General features: G+C 62.2%; 21 protein-coding genes. 13 read left to right on the plus strand and 8 right to left on the minus strand.

Annotated elements, in window-relative coordinates; translation table 11 throughout:
• Positions 1–148 precede the first annotated feature (148 nt).
• Positions 149–718: a hypothetical protein gene (locus tag M2432_RS07790; protein ID WP_280826217.1), complete on the minus strand. Its 570-nt coding sequence runs from the start codon at positions 716–718 to the stop codon at positions 149–151.
• Positions 719–744: 26 nt separating this feature from the next.
• Here M2432_RS07790 and M2432_RS27955 point away from each other — a divergent pair, with 26 nt between their 5' ends.
• Complete coding sequence (locus M2432_RS27955) at positions 745–984, plus strand: hypothetical protein (protein ID WP_348536298.1); 240 nt, start codon at positions 745–747, stop codon at positions 982–984.
• A 26-nt stretch (positions 985–1,010) separates the two neighbouring features.
• Positions 1,011–1,652: a fumarylacetoacetate hydrolase family protein gene (locus tag M2432_RS07795; protein WP_348536299.1), complete on the plus strand. Its 642-nt coding sequence runs from the start codon at positions 1,011–1,013 to the stop codon at positions 1,650–1,652.
• A gap of 12 nt (positions 1,653–1,664) precedes the next feature.
• On the opposite strand, the gene M2432_RS07800 is transcribed toward M2432_RS07795, so the two are convergent.
• The 5 genes from M2432_RS07800 to M2432_RS07820 form a co-directional block, all read right to left on the minus strand.
• Positions 1,665–2,360, minus strand: a complete 696-nt coding sequence (locus tag M2432_RS07800; protein WP_280826218.1) for an MBL fold metallo-hydrolase — start codon at positions 2,358–2,360, stop codon at positions 1,665–1,667.
• Positions 2,361–2,407: 47 nt separating this feature from the next.
• Complete coding sequence (locus tag M2432_RS07805) at positions 2,408–2,815, minus strand: hypothetical protein (protein ID WP_280826219.1); 408 nt, start codon at positions 2,813–2,815, stop codon at positions 2,408–2,410.
• Between the two features lie 404 nt (positions 2,816–3,219).
• Positions 3,220–3,447 carry a DUF6400 family protein gene (locus M2432_RS07810; protein WP_280826220.1) on the minus strand — a complete coding sequence of 76 codons (228 nt, stop codon included), beginning with the start codon at positions 3,445–3,447 and terminating at the stop codon, positions 3,220–3,222.
• A 239-nt stretch (positions 3,448–3,686) separates the two neighbouring features.
• Positions 3,687–4,997 (minus strand): alpha/beta hydrolase, encoded by a 1,311-nt coding sequence (locus M2432_RS07815; RefSeq protein WP_280826221.1) that lies wholly within the window; start codon positions 4,995–4,997, stop codon positions 3,687–3,689.
• 15 nt (positions 4,998–5,012) lie between these two features.
• Positions 5,013–5,969, minus strand: coding sequence for an acyl-CoA thioesterase domain-containing protein (locus tag M2432_RS07820; RefSeq protein WP_280826222.1), 957 nt, complete (start codon positions 5,967–5,969; stop codon positions 5,013–5,015).
• Between the two features lie 134 nt (positions 5,970–6,103).
• On the opposite strand from M2432_RS07820, the gene M2432_RS07825 reads away from it, so the two are divergent.
• Positions 6,104–6,250, plus strand: a complete 147-nt coding sequence (locus tag M2432_RS07825; RefSeq protein ID WP_280826223.1) for a hypothetical protein — start codon at positions 6,104–6,106, stop codon at positions 6,248–6,250.
• A 53-nt stretch (positions 6,251–6,303) separates the two neighbouring features.
• A complete protein-coding gene (locus M2432_RS07830) occupies positions 6,304–7,446 on the plus strand; it encodes a cytochrome P450 (protein ID WP_280826500.1) in 1,143 nt (380 codons plus the stop codon).
• Positions 7,447–7,574: 128 nt separating this feature from the next.
• On the opposite strand, the gene M2432_RS07835 is transcribed toward M2432_RS07830, so the two are convergent.
• Complete coding sequence (locus M2432_RS07835; RefSeq protein ID WP_280826224.1) at positions 7,575–7,910, minus strand: Rid family hydrolase; 336 nt, start codon at positions 7,908–7,910, stop codon at positions 7,575–7,577.
• 18 nt (positions 7,911–7,928) lie between these two features.
• Complete coding sequence (locus M2432_RS07840; RefSeq protein WP_280826225.1) at positions 7,929–10,322, minus strand: hypothetical protein; 2,394 nt, start codon at positions 10,320–10,322, stop codon at positions 7,929–7,931.
• 242 nt (positions 10,323–10,564) lie between these two features.
• Here M2432_RS07840 and M2432_RS07845 point away from each other — a divergent pair, with 242 nt between their 5' ends.
• The 9 genes from M2432_RS07845 to M2432_RS07885 all read left to right on the plus strand — a co-directional run bounded on the left by M2432_RS07845 (position 10,565) and on the right by M2432_RS07885 (position 22,124).
• On the plus strand, positions 10,565–11,350 hold the full coding sequence (locus M2432_RS07845) for a hypothetical protein (protein ID WP_280826226.1): 786 nt from the start codon (positions 10,565–10,567) through the stop codon (positions 11,348–11,350).
• A 247-nt stretch (positions 11,351–11,597) separates the two neighbouring features.
• Complete coding sequence (locus M2432_RS07850) at positions 11,598–12,470, plus strand: LLM class F420-dependent oxidoreductase (protein ID WP_280826227.1); 873 nt, start codon at positions 11,598–11,600, stop codon at positions 12,468–12,470.
• Between the two features lie 1,495 nt (positions 12,471–13,965).
• The gene (locus M2432_RS07855) at positions 13,966–15,207 is read left to right on the plus strand and encodes a cytochrome P450 (protein ID WP_280826228.1); all 1,242 of its coding nucleotides are present in this window, start codon (positions 13,966–13,968) and stop codon (positions 15,205–15,207) included.
• Positions 15,204–16,154 (plus strand): SDR family oxidoreductase, encoded by a 951-nt coding sequence (locus M2432_RS07860; RefSeq protein ID WP_280826229.1) that lies wholly within the window; start codon positions 15,204–15,206, stop codon positions 16,152–16,154. The genes M2432_RS07855 and M2432_RS07860 overlap by 4 nt, the downstream gene beginning before the upstream one ends.
• 127 nt (positions 16,155–16,281) lie before the next feature.
• Positions 16,282–17,127 (plus strand): glucose 1-dehydrogenase, encoded by an 846-nt coding sequence (locus M2432_RS07865; RefSeq protein ID WP_280826230.1) that lies wholly within the window; start codon positions 16,282–16,284, stop codon positions 17,125–17,127.
• Positions 17,124–17,960 (plus strand): mycofactocin-coupled SDR family oxidoreductase, encoded by an 837-nt coding sequence (locus tag M2432_RS07870; RefSeq protein ID WP_280826231.1) that lies wholly within the window; start codon positions 17,124–17,126, stop codon positions 17,958–17,960. The genes M2432_RS07865 and M2432_RS07870 overlap by 4 nt, the downstream gene beginning before the upstream one ends.
• 28 nt (positions 17,961–17,988) lie before the next feature.
• Positions 17,989–18,957, plus strand: a complete 969-nt coding sequence (locus tag M2432_RS07875) for an enoyl-CoA hydratase/isomerase family protein (protein ID WP_280826232.1) — start codon at positions 17,989–17,991, stop codon at positions 18,955–18,957.
• A 15-nt stretch (positions 18,958–18,972) separates the two neighbouring features.
• Positions 18,973–21,363: a CoA transferase gene (locus tag M2432_RS07880; protein WP_280826233.1), complete on the plus strand. Its 2,391-nt coding sequence runs from the start codon at positions 18,973–18,975 to the stop codon at positions 21,361–21,363.
• Positions 21,360–22,124 carry an SDR family NAD(P)-dependent oxidoreductase gene (locus tag M2432_RS07885; RefSeq protein ID WP_280826234.1) on the plus strand — a complete coding sequence of 255 codons (765 nt, stop codon included), beginning with the start codon at positions 21,360–21,362 and terminating at the stop codon, positions 22,122–22,124. The genes M2432_RS07880 and M2432_RS07885 overlap by 4 nt, the downstream gene beginning before the upstream one ends.
• The last annotated feature ends 5 nt before the right edge of the window (positions 22,125–22,129 follow it).

The raw sequence follows: 22,129 nt of genomic DNA on the forward strand, positions 1-22,129 counted from the left end.
CGTGCACCTTCAGATGATTGGCTGGCCGGTGTGGTAGTCATGTCGCCACTCCCGATCCAAATTTAGGTACGCGGGCGTAGGTGGCGCCGTACGCGCGTGTTGCGGCCCGTCGCGGGTTTGATGCAAATGCGGATCAAGCAGTGGCCCGCTAAGCCCTGCCGCCTTTGGCCATGGTTTGCAGCATGGGTTCAAAAAGGGAAAGCACGAAGCTCGCTTTACCGCTCATCGGAATGAACTGGTATTTTTCGTGAACGCCGGTCAGCGGAACTGAATCGGGGCCAGTGTGAGAGGTCACAATGGCCTCAGTCGCAAACGTTTCGTTATCGCCGACTGCGGTCAGTGTGATGGCCGGAATCAGGACGCTGAAGGACGTCGAACCTGTGTCGATCGTCAGTTGCGTGGTTACGCTGACCAATGTGCCAATCTCCGTATTCAGGGTGCGGATCTGCGAACCCGCGAAGTGCCTGATGGGGTGTCCTGGTGGCTGGGTGAGATTGAGTGTTGGCCGGCCGATAAAGCCGGAAGTCTCATAATCCACCTTCGTCTTTCCGTCGCTGCTTTGCAGGACGAACCGATTCGGTTGAATGTTTGACATAATGTTTCCCTCCTGGTTTGGTTCAGTCGCCACGTTCGCAGCCATTGCACGCCGATCGCCATAGTTCTCACAACCGTGCGGTCCGTTGAGCGGACCGCCGCCGGCAAACATGGCTTTGCCCAACAGGTTTGATCAAGGAGGTTGAAGCGATGAAGTTCCGGCGCATTCTGTCCGGTGACACCCTGCAGTATCAGGTGCTCAACGAGACGGGCGATTGGCAAGCCACCGATGTCGCGCCCTTGCCGTCGCCGTTCACGCCGGAGTTTGAGGTCGGACTCGCCCAAGCTCACGTCGCGGCAGGTGGTGGCTGTCTTCCGTTTCAGCCGCTGTCGTTCCGTGACTTCATGGCGTCGCGGCAGCACGTCATCGATGCTTCGCGCGGGCTCTGACCCGGTTTCACCCGCGTGAGGCCGCGGTGACTCGTGCAGTCGAGTCCTTGACCCACAAGCCGTTTCCGAAGTTCGCACCGCACGTGCTGTTCGATCGTCAGCCGATCTACTACATGTCCAATCACCTCACGTTCGTGCCCAGCGGCACACCGGTTGAAGCCCCGGCGTACAGCAAAGCCCTCGACTACGAACTCGAGCTCGGCTTCGTCCTGCGCACCGGTCTGCGCGACGCCACTCCCGAACAGGCCACCGACGCCATCGGTGCGTTCGTGGTACTGAACGACTTCAGTGCCCGCGACGTCCAGCGCGCTGAGATGGCGACCGGCCTGGGTCCGCAGAAGTCCAAGCACTTCGCCAGCTCCATGTCGCAGGTTGCGGTGACCGCCGCCGACATACTTCCTCAACTGGAGAAAGTGTCCGGGTCAGTCAGAATCAACGGTCGTGTGGTCAGCCAGGTCGATACCAGCGACCAGCGCTGGACCGTCGGCGAGATGCTCGCGCATGCCTCCAAGTCCGAAACCTTGTTGCCTGGTGAGCTTTTCGCCACCGGGACGCTGGCCGGCGGCAGCGGCATGGAAACCGGCAACTGGCTGCGCGACGGTGACGTACTGACCTTGGAGCTGCAAGGGATCGGAACCATCGAGCACACCATCACCCAGCGCGACTGAACGCCTCGCGGGTTACTGCGCCTTCGCGCGTAGCCATTGTTGTTGTAGCCGAACGAAATAGGCATCCACAACTGCTCCGTGACCCGGGACCAGAAGCGCGTCCAGCCCGGCCGCGGCGAGCAACACGTCCAACGTTGCCGGCCATGCCGGGACGTCCGAGTCCGCATCGATCGCCGGATCGCCGGATTCCTCGACGAGGTCCCCGCAGAAGACCACAGTGCGTCGACCGGGAACCACCACGATGAGGTCATGGTTGGTGTGTCCGGGTCCGGGGTGAATGACCGTCACCGTACGGCGGCCAAGATGCACTGTCGTGCCCCGGGTCTCGTGGATTGACGGCCGCAGAGCGAGGATCGTCCGGTCTACCTCCTCTCGGTCGGCGCCATACCCGATCGCTTCGGTACGGAGGCCGGCTTTCCCGGTTGCGAAGGTTTCAGCCACCTCCGGCGCGCAATGAATCTGCGCGCTAGTGAAGTGGGCACTGCCGAGTACATGGTCGAAATGATGGTGAGTCAACACGATGTGTCGGACTGGCTGACCGGTTAGGGCGTGAACGTCCTCGTCGATGGCGCGAGCCTCGGCCAACGTCGTCCCAGCGTCCACCAGGAGTCCACCCGTATCCCCTGCCACCAGGCCGACCGTCACATCGAGAAATGGCAACCGGACCCGCCACACACCCAGTGCCAGCGGCTCCCAGTCAAAGTTCACTCAACTAAGATCGCACAGCGATACGACTGGGTGTTGGCGCAGCGCATTTATGCCCCAAGAACGGTCTCCTGCGCGGTGGGCAGCTGCGATCGTGAGCGATCCAGGAATATTCGGTGCGCCACGATCGTCGGGTCGTCCAAAGCGCGGCGCGGCGTGAAAGTGGTTTGTCCTAAACCGGCCGCCAGAAGCTGCGGCGTAATGGCCGCGACGGTCGCGGTTGCCGTCGCAGGGTTGAGCACGAGCCGCTGGAACTCGGTCAGGTTCGACAGGGGCAGAAAGATATTGCCGTTGCTGAGAACGAGATTGGACACTTCGAACGGCGTCTGCCCGGTGCTGCACCGGTACGCAAAGGACAATGCGACGCTGTCGCCGCGGTCGTGTGCAACGACATCGCCCTTGTGGGCGCCGAGGATCTCCACGAGGTAGTAACCGAGCAACTCGCTGTCGCGGTGCAAGGGGTCTGGCCGTGCAGTCGGCAATCGCCCACTCCCCCTAAACCCCGTGCCGCTCGTAATTTGCAACCGTGACGAATTATCTTGTAGCGCAACCGGATACGGCGCTGGCCGTTGTTGGATCCGTAACCCCCGAGCCCGGGGTGTTGCCACGCCCGCGCTGGCCGCGGCCGGAAGCCGACCTCTAGCGGCTCAGTCGACGCACCGGCGCGTGCGGCGATGCTTTTTCGGTCGACCAGAGATAACCGCATCCCGAGCACTGCAGGTGAACCAGTGCCCCCTTGTTGCTCAGCAGGTACTGCCAGTGCGTATCGCAGTTTCGCCTGTCCCCGCAATCATCACATTTGGCGCCGTGATCGCAGCACGGGCAGGGCAGCCATGCGCGGCGGCTGCGGTCGGCGGTCGGATCAATCGGTAACATCAGCTGTCCGTGAGGGCAGGACGCCGGCGCGCACCAGCTCGTCGTAGAGCCGCTGCTGCTCCGCGTCGAGATTCGAGTACAGCAAGTCGTAGGCCGCCTCTTCCTCGGCGAGCACGGCGACAGGGTCCCAATCGTCACCTATCGCTTCGAGCACGGCGCTGCGTCGCCGCGCCTCGTCGAGGGTCAGGTCATAGGCAAAGTCAAAGTTGGCCATCGTACTCCCAGCCATTAGCTACAAAACAAGCGGCTAGGATGACCTAATTGATGGTGATCAGGCTATGACGCACGTCACATTTGCTGATTGAATTTCGTCACATTGGGTCTGCTGCACGCATAGGTGAGGGTCTTGCTGCGCGGTTTCGGCAGCGTGATCAGCGAGTGCGCGGCGGGGTCACCGCCGCGATGCTCGCGCGCGTGGGGATCGAACCATTCTGCTGGATTGCGAGGACGCGGTCATTTCGCATCGCAGCTTGGTGCGGTTGCGCATCCATGAAGTTGGAGGTCCCTGACCTCGGGTTGCGGATCGATGAGCACTAGGGCTGAGAGCGCAGCTACGCGCCGGCGAGGACCTCTTTTGCGGTGGGCAGCTGCGATCGTGACCGATCCAGGAATATCGGCGCGCCAGGTTTCGACGGACAGTGCGCCTGGAGCCTCAGGCGAACTGTTAGACAGCGCGGCCCTGAGAACTTGGACGAACTCTCGCGGCTGGTCGTTCTGCAGGTAGTGGTCGGCTCGCGGCATCAGCCAGAATTCGTTGTCGCCCGGTTTGGTCGACAGGTAGTTGTTCCACACGTGCGACGCGACCCGCAGTGGCGAGACCTCATCGTAAAGGCCCCACACCACAATGGTTTTGACGGTCATGGCCGCGAGCGCCTCTAGCCATTCCTGCTCATGCTCGGCGCGTTCCACCAGATACTGGATGGTGTCGTGGATGACCGCCAAGCCATCGTTCTGTGCGAATGTGTCTGCTAGTGCCACGATCGTCGGGTCGTCCAAAGCGCGGCGCGGCGTGAAAGTGGTTTGTCCTAAACCGGCCGCCAGAAGCTGCGGCGTAATGGCCGCGACGGTCGCGGTTGCCGTCGCAGGGTTGAGCACGAGCCGCTGGAACTCGGTCAGGTTCGACAGGGGCAGAAAGATATTGCCGTTGCTGAGAACGAGATTGGACACTTCGAACGGCGTCTGCCCGGTGCTGCACCGGTACGCAAAGGACAATGCGACGCTGTCGCCGCGGTCGTGTGCAACGACATCGCCCTTGTGGGCGCCGAGGATCTCCACGAGGTAGTAACCGAGCAACTCGCTGTCGCGGTGCAAGGTATAGCCCGCTCCCTTGGGCTTGTCCGAGAAGCCAAAGCCGGGTAGGTCCAGGACGCACACCCGGTGGGTGTCGCTGAGCTCCCCCGCCACGTCCTGCCAGTCGATGCTGCTGGTGGGAAACCCGTGGACCATCAGCAGGAGCGGAGCCTCAGGATCACCGAACTCGGCGTGGAAGATGTTCATCGTGGTGGCATGGGGCTCCGAGGGGGACCACTCGAAATAGCTGCCCGACGCTAACCAGTCCCGAGCGCGTTGTTTCATGATGAGACCTCCTTTGGTGTCAGCCACATCGGTCGCACTTCGCTGGTGGCGACTACGGGACTGTTCATTAATGGAACGTGCATCAGCATCTGCGATACCGCACTTGTCCTGGTCGGGAACGACGTTCCTGAAGTTATACCTGAGCTGAATCGTCAGCCACTGCAGTCGCGGTTGATCGGGAAACCGCACTGACATCACGCGGGCTCACGACGCGGAAACCGTCGGCTGTCGCTTTGGCCGGATAAGAACTTCCTGGGCGGTGCTGGCCACATGGCCCCCGCCGGCATCAACGATGGTTCCCTGCACCAGCGCTCGGTGACCGCCGATGGCGACGGTCCGCTGGGTGTAGAGATGCCACTGGTCGAACTGCACAGGGCGATGCAGCCAGACGCTGTGATCGAGGGTCACGGTGGTGTGCTCGAAGTAGTCGAGGCGTTGTGGGTGGGCGCGAAAGACCATGTCCAGCAATAGGTAATCGCTCGCGTAGGCCATTAGGACAGCGTGCGTTCCCGGCCCGCTGTCAACGGTGCGTGGTAGGCGCATCCAATGGGCACGCGGCCCCGGAGCTTGTGTCCCGCCCAAGAAGGCGGGTGCCTCGGCAATGCGCATTTCCAGTGGCGGCGGGGTGTGGATCCAGGTGTTCGCCGAGCGGGTCAGCTTTGCCGGGGCCCGCTGCGCCCAGTGCTGAAGCAGTGGCATGGACTCCGGCGCGATGGTCGGGGCCGTTGCGCTGTTCAAGGCGGTGGATTCGGGATTGCTGTCGAAGGACACGGTCGCCGTCAGGAGCGTGCGCCCTTCCTGCGCAACGGTGACCTGCCGAATGGACATCGACCGTCCGTCCCGGGTTCGGTCGACAGTGATGTCCAGCGGAGTGCTGGAGGCGCCCGGGTGCAGGAACGACGCGTGGATCGAATGCGGGGTGAGCTCGGTGACGGTGGCCACCGCAGCCGACATTGCCTGACCAACGAGCTGACCGCCGAAGAGTCGGCCGAACCTGCCGGCTTCATTGCTCGCGCGGTACCGGTCGACGCCGATCGGCTCCAGTTCCAATGCCTGCTGCAGCTGGTCGAGTGCGCCGAGCGTGGCGATTTCCAGCGGGATTCCCGAGTCCCGAAACGAACCGGTGAAATCACAATGGGCGGTGGCCTCAGGAATCGACATCGTTACAGCATCCTCCTTCGCCCCTATTGTGAAGTTGCTATCGCGAAGCGTCCTCGCCGGCCCGGCGGCCGTCATCCCGACGGCGCCGGTCAACCGATCCGACCGAGCTGGTTCGCCTGCTCGGTTCGGACCGGGTGATCTTCGGATCGGACTATCCTCACCTGGACGGCCTGGCCGAACCGCTGCCCTGGATGGACAGCGTGAGCGGTCTGGCCGACGACGAACTGCGGCTGGCGATGGGCGGAAAAAAAATGTTGAATCTGTTGGATATCGTCTCGTGAGCACCGACGTCGATCTGCCCGTCATCCCGGCACCGCGGGCCGTGCAGTGTCCGCTGCATCCCCCGCCAGAATTCGCCAGGTGGCGCGACGAGCCAGGCCTGCGGAAGGTCCTGTATCACGGCGTGCCCACCTGGCTGGTGAGCCGCTATCACGACATCAGGGCCGCGCTCGTGGATCCGAGGCTGTCGGCCGAGACGTTTCCCGACGCTCTGAAGCCGGAAAGTACCGACGACACGACCCCGATCATGTTCGCGCGATCTGACGATCCGGAGCACAACCGGATCCGACGGATGATGACCAGCGACTTCACCTTCCGACGCTGCGAAGCGATGCGTCCGCATATCCAGGCCATCGTCGATCGGTTCATCGGCGACATGATCGCCAAGGGGTCGCCGGCAGACCTGGTGCACGACTTCGGCTTACCCGTCCCGTCGTTGGTGATCGCGCTGCTGTTGGGTGTCCCCGAACAGGACCTCGGGCCGTTCCAGCAGTACACGTCCGCGGGTCTGGTGGCGCATGCGACCGACGAGCAGAAGGCACAAGCCTTCGGCTCGATGTACGCCTACATCGAACAGTTGGTGGATATCAAGGCGCGCGAGCCCGGCGATGACCTGATCAGTCGTCTGGTGGTCGAACAGATGAACACCGGCCAGATCAACCGTGCCACGGTGGTGTTGTCGGGCATCACCATGCTCGTCGCCGGCCACGAGACCACCGCCAACATGATTTCGCTGGGAACGGTTGCGCTGCTGGAGAATCCGGCAGTATTCGCGCGGCTCGGAGAAACCGAGGACGCTGCGGAGATCGCTCAGATCGTCGAAGAGATGATGCGATACCTGTCCATCGTGCACTGCCAGGTCGATCGTGTCGCCACCGAAGACCTCGAGTTGGGCGGGCAGCAGATCCGCGCCGGGGACCATCTCCTGATGAACATCCCCGCCGGTAACTGGGATGCCGGATTCACCGAGAACCCCGAGGTTTTCGACGTCAACCGCAACACCCGCGGGCACGTGGGATTCGGCTACGGCGCGCACAACTGCATCGGGGCGAATTTAGCGCGCGTCGAAATGCAGGTCGCCTTCGCCACGCTCGCGCGACGGCTGCCCAGCTTGAGGCTGGCGGGGCCGACGGACAAACTGAAATTCAAAGGCACATCGGACATTTACGGCATGGAAGAACTGCCGGTCGCCTGGTGAGGACGCTCGGAGGCGAGATGGCAGATGAGATGAGACTCGACGCCCAGGTCGCAGCGGTCAGTCGATGACCGCTGCGACGGCTTCGATCTCGACCAACTGGTGGTCGTAGCCCAGCACTGTCACTCCCATCAGGTGCTCGGTGCGTCATGCTCGCCGAATGCCGCTCGGACGGTCTTCCACACCGCGACCAGATCAGTCCGCGCGGATGACGCGACCAGAATTCGTGTGCTGATCACATCGGTGAGCGTCGCGCCCGCAGCCGCCAGCGCCCGAGTCATCGTCTGCACGCACGCGGCCGCCTGCCCGGCGTAGTCGCCAACCGCGACCGTGGACCCGTCCTTGTCCAAGGGACACGCCCCTGCCAGGAAGATGAGCCTGGCATCCGTCGGCGCCGTCGCCGCGTACGCATACTCGACAACAGAGCAGAGATCAGAGGCACGGATCAACTGCACTGAACTCGGCATGACCCCAGCTTTGCAGAGCTACGTCGCTGGTTGCTTCTGAGCAGTTCTCTTTGTGCGAGAACTTCTGGTCCGCACCGGTGAATGACCCCGATCGTTGGCCGCGCCGGCTGGGGCGTGGCCACTGGGAGGCGGGGGCGGATTCTGTGGAGCGTCTGATCCTGGAAGGTCGTCCTGCCCCAAATAGGCAAGGTGCAAAGACCGCAGGAATTCCTTGTCCTCATAGATCGGCATCAAGTCGGTGGTGCCGTCGAAAACCGTTGTCAGCCATGCTGAGTCGTCAGACGCACCGGAGAGCTTCCATGCGGCGGCCCAGATTGCGCCAAGGGTCACGGCTCCTGCCGCAATGACCGCGATAGTCTGGTCTCCGCACTTCTCCCAGAGCGCGTCGAGAACCGCGGGGGCCTTGGTGGCGCTCTTGCCCCCTCCTGGGCGGGCATCGTTGTAAGTCTGGCAAATCGTCTCGGGCGGCAGCGTCTGCTGGGCGAAGATCATCAAATCCATGGTCGCCTTGGCGGCGTCGCGCGGACTCTCAATCGCGCGAGGCGTGAAGTTCAGGTTCGTAATTGCGTCGCCGATCCCGTTCGCGATGTCGTCGGCGTGGGCGTCGACCATGTTGTCCTCGTACGTCGAGTGCACACCGGTCGACGCTCCGTTCAACCCGTCGGAGTGTTGAGAGGAGTGCAAAGGCTGGCAGGCGTCGCCGACGTAGTGCGCCAGGCAGCCGGCCGCCGTGAGAAAGCTGGCGCCGTCTCCCCTCTTCGCGAACTCGACAATCTGGGCGAAGATCTGCCAGACGCGGAATGGTAGCGCCCCTTGGTTATTGGACCTCAATGTCGACTCGCTGGGAACCGGTGCGTCCTGGTAGAAGTTCAGCCAGTTGCTGTGATTCAGTGTGTTCTCGTCGGCTTCATAGTTGGCGATCAGTGTTTGGCCGTCGCCTCCGGGCAGATCGATATCGGCGTAGTGGTTCCAGTTCTCCATCGCCCGTGTCACTTCCGGCTTGACCCGGTTGATATTCGTCTTCCACACCACGTCCGGCACATCGCTGAGCGGGACGAACTCCTTGGCCTGCAGATGAGTCGCCAATTCGAGTTGCTGGTCGCTGCTGAAGCTGAGGTTGTTGATATTTGAAGTGAAGAACTTTTCCAATGCCTGGTTTCCGACCAGGAAGCAAGCCTGTTGGCCAATTTTGAAGTGCCCCACGGGTCCCCAGTACTGAAGGCGTTCAGCTGTCGGTCCGGAGAGCAGGTCGAGATTAAGTTCCCGCAGGATCACTGCCATTGATGTCGCCAGCGAGAACTGCATGAATTGGCCGGCGGCCGGGCCGCTGCTTATCCGCTGGCCGCCCCACTCCAGGCCGAACGGCGAACGCGTGCCTTGCTTCAAGACTCCGTCCAGGCACCATAGTGACCCGGAATCGCCCGGTTGCGTGACCAGCGGGCCTGCATCATCCGATCGCGCCCCGATCACGAAATCGGCGACGTAATCGCGCCCGCCAATCGACTTATACCGATAGAAAAGGGCTTTGATCTCTCCCCGCATCTCTCCGCTGGCAGCGCCATGTCCGGCTACCGGCTGCCCGATCCAGGCGAGCGAGGCCGTACTCGCGCTGAAATCCGCCACGTCCCCGATCGACTGCGTGAGCGCTTCCTCGTCCCAAATATTGGCATCTTCCAGCCGGAAGATGGCGGCATCGATGTTCACGACAGCATCCCTGCCGGGCAGGCTTGGATACATATCCGAAAAAGTACGCTCCGTCAGGTTGGGCGCTCCCAGAGTGCTCCCGACCGTTACGGGCACACCACGGAGCAAAGCTCTCACGGGCCGGCCCACGGTGCCGGCCAGATGCGTGTTGGTCATCGCATAGAAGTCACTGCCATCCGAAACCATGCAGGCAATCGTGCCCATACGGCGCATTCCCTGAGCATCGACATAGATGGGCGAACCGACGCCGAGCGAGTCGGCCGCAAGGTGACTCGGGTCGAGCGGGCGGGTCGGGAGATGCGCGGATTCCGCGAGGACGACGCACACCGGAACGATGCGCCCATCAGGCATATAGACGAACGGGGGCACCACATTCTCGGGATGTTCGACCAGATCGTCGAGGGTCTGCCACTGCTTGACAAACACCAGAATGCACGGCCACGACCATCTCTTTACCTTGGAATTCAGCAGAGTGCGCGGTTCAGATTTGGGATTGCGATCGCCGACCTGACCAGCGTCCGCTTCGCGCGCGTCAGGGTCGCTGTCCCGCACGAGGTAGAGACCAATCGCGGTGGAGAATACGTTCGGTTTGTGTGCGAGGTGCACGTGGAACTGGTCACGGGCATCCAGCAGATCGCGGATTCCCAGCGAGTGAAAGTCGTTGGCGCCCAGTTGTTTGTGGTTTTGCGACTGCATGGTGTCACGCATCGGACTCCCCCTGAAGTTGACGGCCATGATGCTGGCGTCGATGCTGACACCTCGTAACGCTCTGGGCAATCGGCCGGTCCGCCCAGTGAACCGAGGACCGAGGTTTACCAATAATCTCGTCGCCGCTCGAGCGCAGCCGGCACAAATCGGGTAGCCGACTACTCGTGGCACCGCGCCGCCCCGGCCGTTTAATCGTTTGGGACAGACACCGGATCAACAACCGCAATGAATAGGGGTCAGCCATGACGATGAACATGGACATGCCTGGAATGTCCAATATGCATATGAGTCACGACAATGGGGCTGCAGAGCAGCCACCGTCCCACCACATGGTGGTTTTCGGCACGGACGCGATCTACATGTCCCACCTGCCGATGTTTTCGGCACCCGAGCACTCGTACCAGGTCATCCTCGAGGTCGAGTTGACCGGCGCGAATGACGATCCGACGCAGACGTTTCGCCAGGACTGGCACAGCCATCCCGGTGTGCGGTTCTACACCTTCGAACCGGAGCCCTTCGTATTGTCGGATCTTCTTCCCACCGAAGATGAGCCTGCCAAGCTCACGACTTTCACCGGCGATCTGTGGCGAAATCACCTCGAGCAGCCCTCGACCCATCCGGTCAAAATCGCGTCGGGAGTCACAGTCAGCGTGAAGGAAGTCATCCATGGCCGTCGGTTTGACACCGCCGCTGCAGCGCTACCGCAACTTGAGTACATTCTGTTCGGTCGTGGCGATGACACCTACCTTGCCCATTTACTCACCCGCCCACCTGATTTCGATCAGCTGATACATGTCACGGTCACGCCGCGCATCGCAGACGGCGACCTGGGCCGCGGTGACATCGTCACCATCGCTGATCGCCAGAACACCGAAGCGCAGCGCCTCCAGTCGTCGGATCAAGCGCCCATCGCCGGAACGGTAACCGTTCAAAGTACATCGGTCTCAGTACAGATCGCGGTCGGGTCAAAGGTCTACTTCAATGACGACGCCGACATGCAGGCGGTCGACGCCGACGTGCAGGCGTGAAATAGTCTGATCCAATGTTCGGCGTTTGCGGGCAAAGATATTGGCGATCGCCGAGCGACCCGCCGATGCTACCCGTGGAATACTTTGTGGTTTGCACTATGTCTTAATGACTTTCGTGGTAGCAGCTGTCCGTTCTCGCTCTAGTAGGCCAGTTTCGCATGAACGTGGGAAGAACTGTGGCGGCTTGGTGGGCGCCCACTTAATGCAAGTGTCGAAGTAGTTGGGGCAGCCGTGCAATGATCACCGGGTGCATCTGGGGTTGCATGCGCTGGGAATCGCGGCCGGCTCCGACCGACGGGTCATCGAGGCCGTCTCAAAGGCTGCCGAACACCACGGGTTCGCGACGCTGTGGGCCGGCGAGCACGTCGCCATGGTGGACCAGTCGGCATCCCGCTACCCGTACGCCGACGACGGTCAGATCGCTGTCCCGTCTGATGCGGACTGGCTCGACCCATGGATCGGGCTGAGCTTTGCCGCCGCGGCGACCACAACGATCGGTGTCGCCACCGGCGTGCTGCTGTTGCCCGAACACAACCCGGTAATCGTGGCCAAACAGGCCGCATCGTTGGACAAGCTGAGCGGCGGCCGGTTCACGCTGGGCATCGGAACTGGTTGGTCCCGAGAAGAATTCGAGGCGCTCGGCGTTCCGTTCGAGCGCCGGGCCGCACGCACGGCCGAATATGTCGACGCGATGCGCACAATCTGGCATGACGACGTCGCCTCCTTTGACGGCGAGTTCGTCAACTTCACATCGATCCGAGTCAACCCCAAACCGGTGCGGGACCGCCACATCCCAATCGTGCTGGGCGGCAACAGCGACGCCGCGCTGCGCCGGGTCGCGGCATGGGGCGACGGCTGGTATGGGTTCAACCTGTCCGATACCGATGAGGTGGCCCGGTGCACAGCACTGATCCGCGGCATGTGCCGGGATGCCGGCCGAGACCCGGATCGCCTGCGGTTGGCGGTCGCGCTGCGTGACCCGCGACCCCGCGACGTGCGACCACTGGCCGAGCTGGGTGTCGACGAGCTCGTACTCGTCGCGAGCCCGCCGCCGGATCCGGCCGATGCCCCCGGTTTTATCGCCGATCTCGCGGCAGAGTGGATGCCGGTGTTGGATTAAAGCCCACCATTCGCACCTGGGCCCGGCAACCCGAGTAATCACTAAAAAAGTAACTCCACAGGCGCACTCTGTTCATCAGCAAAATCTCGCATGAGATTGATACCCCGTGCTGCGTCGCCAATACGGCGAGTGTCCGGTGCAGCGGTCCTTACGGAGGAATACTGCGGGATCGAGTATGGAAGATTGCCAGGAGACTACTTCCACCAATTCGCCGATAGGCGCGCAAAATGTCGCTTAATATATCGATGCAGAATACCGCGAGTCGTCAGTGTCATGGAATCCGAATACCCGTAGCAAATGGAGAATCATGAACCGGTTAATGAGTTTGGCAGCTGAGATGGCAGTTGCGGCCGCAATGGTTGGACTGGCCGCGCCCGCATACGCCGGTGGTCCGCCGGGCGGTGGCGATGGCGGTAGTGGCGCCCCCGCGCCCGCCCCCGCCGCTGCAGCTGCGCCAGGCCAATGTGCCGACGCTGACCTTGCGGTCGCCGCTGGGCCGTTGGAGTCGGCTGACACAATGCGTCGAGTGGTCGTGTCCTTCACGAACACCTCGTCACACCCGTGCGAGCTCGTCGGATACCCCGATGCAAACCTGGTGACTGCCGCAGGTGGTGTGCTGGTTCATGTCGAGCCTCGGCCTGCCTTGGCAGCGCACGTACTCCACCTCGCCCCAGGTGACGTTGCCAACGCAGACGTACAGGCCTACGCGGTCGAGACGGGTACCGGGAACCCTTGCCCGCGCGAAGGCACACTAGTCGTCACTCCCCCTAAAGGCTCCGTATCGCACGAGTTGCCCGTCGCGCTGCCCATTTGCAGTGCGACCATCAGCTCAGTGGATTGAGATCTCCTTCCCTACAGGTGTGGGCGCCCGATCCCGTTTGGTGAAGACGGGGTCGGATGGCGTATGCCGTCCCGCGGACGCGCGAGATCGAAATCGATTGAGCTATAGAAGTGTTTAGGCCTGAATGCGTCACGTGACGTTAGGGCGTGAGCGCGGGTAGATGGCCTCGGGGTGCGAATTGCGATCTCTTGCAAGAGTTTTGGGTATCTGATGGTATGGCGACGAGCTTCAGAACGATGCCCCGTCGAGATTCCGACCTGACAACCACGTTTCGCTCATCCGCCTACATTTCGTGGGACCGCTTATCCCCCGCACACATCAGCGCGGCTCGTGACGTCCTCAGATCCACGTAGTGGCAACATCTGAGCGACGAGCGATTGTCGCCACGGCGTGAACGTGTAGCCCCATCACTGTTTGCAATGAGCTGACGGGGACAAGGACGATCCACTGTCGATCAAATAAATTGATTGATTTACTGCCGGATGTGTTGTTCACTGAGGTCTGTGACTCCAGCCACTCCACATATTGTCGCTTGGATAGGTGACCGCGCCGGGTCCGCAGGCGCCGCGAAGGATCCCCTCCTTGTTCGCGGGGGCCGTGACGTGCAGTCCGGCGGATTTTCACGAATGCGCCTGCAGTTCAAGGTGTTTTCCGATGTCTGAAAGCTCGATCAACGCTGCGGCCGGAGAGATGGCGGATATGCCGGAGTTCCCGATGGCGCGTGCGGAGGGGCGACCGTTCGCACCGCCGCCGGAGTCAATGCGAATCAATGAGACCGCGCAGATGGGTCGGGTCCGGATCTGGGATGGCAGTACGCCGTGGTTGATCACCGGGTATGACGCGATTCGTAGCCTGTTCGCTGACGGCCGGGCCAGCGTCGATGATCGCAAGCCCGGTTACCCGCACTGGAACGAGGGCATGAAGTCGACAGTGCATAAGCGTCCACGTTCGGTGTTCACCTCCGATGCCGAGGAGCACACCTTCTACCGCAGGATGTTGTCCAAGCCGTTCACCTTCCGGCGGGTTGAGGCGCTGCGGACCGCGGTGCAGAAGATCACCGACGACCACATCGCTGCGATTCTGGCCGGCCCGAAACCAGCTGATCTGGTTGCCGAGCTGGCATTGCCGATTCCGTCGTTGGTGATCAGCCATCTGCTCGGTGTGCCCTACGAAGACGCTGAGTTTTTCCAGGAGCAGTCCGCCCGGGGCATGAGCCGCTACGCCACGGCGGAAGATGCGGCGAAAGGCGCTGGCGCGCTGGCGAAGTACCTCATCGGCTTGCTTCAGAAGAAGATGGACGAACCCGCTGAAGACCTGGTCTCCGATCTCGCCGAACGAGTGAAGGATGAGGAGATCTCGCTGCGTGAGGCGGCTCAGCTGGCCACCGGAGTATTGATCGCCGGTCACGAGACCACCGCTGGTCAAATCGCACTCAGCATTGCGGCGCTGCTCGAGAACCCGGAACAGCTAGCCGCACTGCGCCACGCGGAAGATCCGAAGGTGATCGCGATTGCTGTGGAGGAATTGCTGCGTTACTGCAGCATCATTCAGACCGGACAACGGCGTATCGCGACAGTGGACATCGAAGTGGGTGGCGAAACCATCCGGGCCGGCGAAGGCATCATCCTTGACGTCGCGCCGGCCAACTGGGATCCCCGTCAGTTCCCCCGGCCCGACCAGCTCAAGCTGGATCGCGAGGACGGTCCAAACGTGGCATTTGGTTACGGGCGCCATTCGTGCGTCGGCCAGCAGCTCGCTCGGATGGAGCTCCAAATCGTTTTGCCCACCCTGTTCCGAAGCATTCCTACCTTGCAGTTGGCAATACCCAGCGATCAGGTCGCATTCAAACATGACGCCTTGTCCTACGGACTACACGAATTGCCGGTTACATGGTGAACCGCCCAAGTCTGACGCTCACGATTCCAGACCTGTCGGGCACAAATGTCGTTGTGACCGGAGCTAACAGTGGTTTGGGGTTTGGTGCAGCCAAGCAACTGGCATCCGCCGGGGCCGACGTCGTGCTGGCGGTCCGCAACCCCAGTAAAGGAGAAGCCGCAGCCGCAGAGATACGCCGAGAGGTTCCGGGCGCGAACCTCAGTGTCGAGGTGATCGACCTGGCCTCACTTGCCAGTGTCGAGGCTTTCACCGACAGGTTGATCGACGAAGGCCGGCCGATCGACGTGCTGATCAACAACGCGGGCGTGATGACGCCGCCGCATCGCCAGCTGACCAGCGACGGCTTCGAATTGCAGTTCGGCGCAAACCATCTGGGGCACTTCGCATTGACTGGTCGGCTACTGCCGCTGCTCCGTAGTGGCCGCGTGGTTACCGTTAGCAGTCTGGCCGCCGGGCAACGCCACATTCGGTTCGATGATGTCAACGCCGAACACGAATACAAGCCGATGTACTCCTACGGAATCGCCAAGCTCAGTCAGCTGATGTTTGCGTTCGAACTCGATCGGCGGAGTCGCGACGGCCAATGGGGTGTCAGGTCCAACGCCGCGCACCCCGGGCTCAGCAAAACAAATCTGCTCAGTGGTTCATCCTATGGTCTGGAGAAACCCACGCTGATGAACCGGTTCACTCAGTCGACTTGGCGGCTATTACCCTTTATGTGGCTTGAGGTGGACGAGGGAATCAAACCGACTCTCTACGCTGCGGTCTCGCCGGACGCGGCGGGCGCGACCTACTACGGCCCCCGCGGACTTTACGAAACCGCTGGCGGTGGCGTCACATTCGCCAAACTGCCCCGCTTTGCCCTCGATGTTGAGGAATGCGGCCAACTTTGGCGGCTGTCTGAAACCCTGACCGGCGTCACCTATCCCGCTGTCGAGCCCGCATGATCGCTCCCGATTCGATGCCGAAAGACCGCGCCTCAGAGGTGTTCTGCGAACTGCAAGCAAGTGCGTTCAACAATCGCGCCAACCGAGTCGACGTCGATTTACTGTCTGCCTCTGTCCGGAGCCGATGATGGGCAACGAGTTCGACGGTCGAACTGCTGTTGTGACCGGAGGAGCCTGCGGTATCGGGCTCGCGACTGTCCGCATGCTCCACAAGATGGGTGCCTCGGTCGTCATCGCCGACACTAATGCCGATCAGGGTGAGGCACTCGCGAATTCACTCGGTGGTCGGGTGGCGTTCTCGAAGGTCGACGTGTCAGAACCCAAGCAGGTAGCCGGACTGATCGACCTCGCCGTCGAGACATTCGGCGGTGTCGATGTCATGGTCAACAACGCCGCGGTGTCTAGCCCGCTATGCCGGTTGCTCGACGACGATTTCACAGACTTCGACCGCATCATGCGCGTCAACGTTCTCGGCGTGATGGCGGGTACGAAATGCGCGGCGCGCCATATGGCTGACCGAGGCGTCGCCGGGGCGATTATCAATCTGACGTCGATCGGCGGCATCCAGGCCGGCAGCGGTGTGATGGTGTACCGGGCTTCGAAAGCAGCGGTCATCCAGTTCACAAAGTCAGCTGCCATTGAACTCGCCTGCCACGAGATCCGCGTCAATGCGATAGCACCCGGCAATATTCCGACGTCACTGGTGGCTTCCTCTGCTCGAATGAACTCTGAGGAAGAACTGGAAGCCTACGAGCGAGCGATACGTGACCAGATGCGTGCCAGTCGGCCATTGAAGCGAGAAGGAACCCCTGACGACGTCGCGGAGGCGGTGGTCTACCTGGCCAGCGACCGAGCGCGCTATGTGACCGGCGTGGTTCTACCTGTGGACGGGGGCACCGTCGCCGGGAACCTAACGCGCAAGTCGTCTCACTATGAACAACCCTGGAATGAAAGAGGATTCAGGCGCCCATGACTGGTCGTGTTGAAGGAAAAGTCGCGTTCATCACCGGTGCTGCTCGCGGACAGGGCCGTAGCCACGCGGTGCGGTTGGCCCAGGAGGGCGCCGATATCATCGCCATTGACATCTGCAAGGCGATCGAAAATGTGCCCTACCCGGCGTCGACACCTGCTGATCTCGCCGAGACGGCCGAGCTGGTGCAGGTCTGCGGCCGGCGTATCGTCACTGCTGAGGTTGATGTCCGCGACTACGACTCGCTGAAGAACGCTGTGGACGACGGGGTCGCCGAGCTGGGGCGCCTGGACATCATTGTCGCGAATGCGGGTATCGGAAATGGCGGCGACCGGCTGGACAAGATCTCTGGCGACATTTGGCAGGAGATGATTGACATCAACCTGACCGGCGTCTGGCACACCACGAAAGCCGCTACCCCCCATCTGATTTCCGGCGGGCGGGGTGGTTCGATCGTGTTGACCAGTTCGGTCGGTGGGTATAAGGCCTATCCGCACACGGGCCATTACATCGCCGCCAAGCACGGTGTGATCGGGCTGATGCGCACTCTGGCCCTGGAGCTCGGTGAGTACATGATCCGGGTCAACTCAGTCATGCCGACACAGGTCAATACGCCGATGGTGATGAACGAGCAAACCTTCCGGTTGTTCGCCCCGCACAAAGAGCATCCAGGTCCGGAGGATTTCGCACCGATCTCGCAGATGATGCACACTCTCCCGATACCGTGGGTGGAACCGGTCGATGTCAGCAACGCTGTTTTGTACCTCGCCTCAGACGAATCTCGTTATGTCACAGGCGTATCGCTGCCCGTCGACGCGGGCAGCTTGCTCAAATAACCACCCTCAAGACTGGAGCGAAAGCACGATGAATCATGACTACGAAGAGATGAAGAAGGAAGCCGAGCCCTTCATCAAGTTCGAGAAGGATATCGAGAACCGAATCGCGTACATTACCTTCGACCGCCCCCAAGAGTTGAACTCCACCACGATGGGCATGCGGCAGAATTTCGCCGACATGATCCACAAGTGCAATGTCGACGACGACGTCAAGGTCGTGGTGATCCGTGGCGAGGGAAACGACTTTGGCTCCGGTGGCGACCTTCCCGAGCAGCGCGAAATGCTGGAGAACCCGGGAGTTCCTCTGCTGCATGAACTGTCGATCAACGACGACAGCGTGAAGTACCCGCCCGGTGATTCTTACCGCTACCTCTACACGCTGACCGATCACTACGCCAAGGCCCGCGCCGGCAACCGCCCACTGCAGGAGTGCAAGAAGGTCACCATTGTCGAGGCCAAGGGCTACTGCTACGGCTGGCATTTCTACCAAGCGGGCGACGCCGACTTGGTGATCTCCAGCGACGACGCGCTCTTCGGTCACCCGGCGTTCCGCTACGTGGGCTGGGGACCGCGGCTGTGGTGGTGGGCCGAGACCATGGGCCTGCGCAAGTTCTCCGAAATGCTTTTCACCGGAAGGCCGTTCACCGCAGAAGAGATGTACGACTGCGGGTTCATCAACAGTGTTGTGCCACGAGAAGACTTGGAGGCCGAGACCCTCAAGTATGCAATGGCCTGCTCGAAGTCACGCCCCACCGACACCGTCGTGGTGCAGAAGACATTCCTCGAGCTCTACAAGCAGCACAAGGGTGAGTACTTCGGCAGCCTGCTGACCGGCGTGGTCGAGGGCATGCTGCCGATGATGACCAACGATCGCCCCAACTACCCCGACCTCACCGAGGGCACCTTCGAGAAGGGTCTCAACAATGTCGTCAAGGACAACGATCTCAACTTCCCGCCGGAGTGGCGACTGAGCCATTCCGGACGTAAGAAGCCCTGACCGGAGGTAGCTCACGTGTCGGCGCTGACCGGAGTCCGGATCATCGAACTGGCCGAAGGCGTGGCCGGCGAGTACTGCGGCAAGCTGCTCGCCGACCTCGGCGCCGACGTCATCAAGGTGGAGCGGCCCGGGCGGGGTAGTCCCACGCGGGCCATGGCTCCCCTGCTCGACATCGGGTCCGATCCCGAACGCAGCGGACTGTTCGCCTACCTGAACACCAACAAGCGCTCGATCACTCTTGACATGAGCAGCGATACGGCCACTGTTCACGATCTGATAGGGAGCGCCGACGCTGTCATCGACGACCATGATCCCGCAGCGGCCGAGCTACTCGGACTGGCCGAACCGCAGTTGCGCGCCGACCATCGCGGACTGGTGTTCTGCTCCATCACCCCGTTCGGTGCCAGCGCTCCCCTGGAGTTGCAGAACAGCAAGAGCATCAACGTCTTTCATGCCAGCGGCTGGGGCTATCACACGCCCAGCCATGCCGATCCCACCAAGCCACCGCTGAAGGGACCCGGCCGCTACTCGCCCGACTACGAGGCCGGGCTGGACGCCGCCTTGTGTGTCATGTCGGCCCTCTTCCGTCAAATGCACACCGGTGAAGGCGAGTTCATCGACATCTCGCAGCACGCAGTGCTGGTGGCCCGTTCGGATTGCATACTGGGCCGCTTCATCACCGGTGAGGTCTCACCTGAGAACACCCGCGAGGACTACGACCAGCAGGGGCCGGCGTCGATGTTCGCCTGCGCGGACGGATTCGTTTACCTTTACATGACCAGCCGCAGCCACTGGCTGGCACTCGAAGAACTGCTCGAACACGCCGACTGGCTCGATGCCTTCGATGACGACTGGCTGGAATTCTCGGTCACCAAGGAGAAGGTGACGACATTCAAACAGCGCTTCGCCGAATGGATTTCGGACCGGCCACGCGTAGCCACCGCGGAAGCGGCACAGCACCTCGGGCTTGCATTGGTGCCCGTCAACGGGCCCGAGGATCTGCTGGGCTCGCCGCAGTACCGGCACCGCCGGTACTTCACCGAGGTCACCCATCCCGTGCTCGGTACCGCCCGCTATCCAGGACCACCCTACCTGCTGACCGCTACTCCGGCCCAGATCGCCACAGCTGCACCAACTCTCGGTGAACACACAGCAGAGATACTCGGGGCGGCGCCGTTGCCGCGGGAACGTCGTGCGGTGTGGGCCTCGCAACTCAAGCCACCCGCGCGGCCCCGTGGCGGCCCACTGGCCGGCGTGCGCGTCGTCGAACTGACCAAGGTCTGGGCCGGCCCATACACCGGAAAGTTGTTGGCATTGTTAGGCGCTGAGGTGATCAAGGTGGAATGCTCTGCCCTCCCCGAGGAGATGCGGGCGTACGGCGGAACCGATATCAACCAAGCGCCGTATTTTTTGAGCATCAATCCCGAGATCCTCAGCGTCGACCTGGATATCAAGACCGAGGCCGGGATGCAGACGCTCCGCGCCCTGGTAGCCGACGCCGATATCGTGCTGAACAATCTGCGGCCGGGTGCCATGGAACGTCAGGCGCTGGGTTATGCCGATCTGGCGGCGATCAAACCCGACATCATCGCCGTGTCGATCAAGATGTGGGGCAACGACGGTCCGCTGGGCTATCAGACAGGGTATGCGCCGTCGTTCTCGTCGCTCGCCGGTCTGGCGGCACTCGTGGGATACGAGGGTGGCCCGCCGCTGGGCGCCAATATGCGTTACGGCGATTCCACCGTCGGTGCCGCTGCCGCGGTCGGGGCGATCGCCGCACTCCTGCACCGGGAAAAAACCGGGCAGGGCCAGCTCGTCGACGTCTCGGCGGTCGAGGTGCTCTCCTCGATGGTCGGCGACCGACTGGCCGAACACACCATGACCGGTACCGAGCTGCTGCCGGACGGCAATCGGCATCCTGATTACTCACCGCATGGCTGTTATCCCTGCCGCGACCGTCAGTGGATCAGCATCGCGGTGGCCACCGATGACGAATGGTGCTGCCTGTGTCAGGTACTCGGCGCGACCGACCTATACGCTGACCCGCATTACGCCACCGCCGACGGGCGGCAGGGCAACGCTGAGTCCCTCGACGCCCAGATCGCCAAGCGCACCATGGCCTACGAGGCGGCCGATCTAGCGCGCCGATTTCGGGCTGCCGGGGTGCCAGCCACAAAGAGCGCGACCGCCGTCGAGGTCATCGAGGACGCGATCCTGTGGGAACGTGGAACCTACCGTTTCGTCGCAGACCATCGCGAAGGCCAGCGCCCGATTCTCGCGGCGTCCTGGCGACTTTCGCGGGCACCGGTCACCATCGAGCGCGGGGCACCCGACCTCGGCGAGGACAATGACTATGTGCTCGGAGAGATCCTGGGTGGCGATCACCGATCGGCGCCGACGATATGACCGCAACTTTGGCGGGAACCGTCGCGCTGGTGACGGGCGCCAGCAGTGGCATCGGTGCGGCGACGGCCCGCGCGCTGGCCGCCGACGGCGCGAAGGTCGCCCTGTTGGCTCGCCGTGCTGATCGGCTCAACGACCTGAAGTCCGATATCGAGTTCGCCGGTGGTCAGGCCGTCGCGCTCGCCGCTGATGTCACCGTCGCCGAGCAGGTGCAGCGAGCCATCGAGGCCACCGTGTCCAAATGGGGTCGGCTCGACACCCTGGTCAACAACGCCGGCCTGATGCGCATGGGTGCAGCCGTCGACACGCCCCTGGCGGATTGGGACGACCTGGTGTCGGTCAACATCCAGGGTGTTCTGTACACCACCCGCGCCGCGCTGCCGCATCTCGTGGCTGCAGCCGCCGATTCGGCACGTGGTGTCGCCGATGTCGTCACGATCAGCTCGACGGCCGGCTGGGTGGCCCGCCCCGGTACCGCCGTCTATTCGCTGACGAAGTTCGGCGTCAACGCGTTCAGTGAGGGTCTCCGCCAGGAGTTGATCGACAAACGAGTACGGGTCGGGGTGGTCGGCCCCGGCACCGTCGACACCGAGATCGGTGACCACTTGCCACCGGCGGCCAAGGCGGCCATGGACGAACGAACGGCAGGCATGACGAAGCTTCAGTCCGAAGACATCGCCGATGCGGTGCGTTACATGGTGACCCGTGACCGCCGGGTCGCGGTGAACCAGATCCTCGTCCGAGCGGCAGAGCAGACGTGGTAGCCGGT

The organism is Mycobacterium sp. OTB74, assembly GCF_029892685.1.
GTDB lineage: Bacteria > Actinomycetota > Actinomycetes > Mycobacteriales > Mycobacteriaceae > Mycobacterium.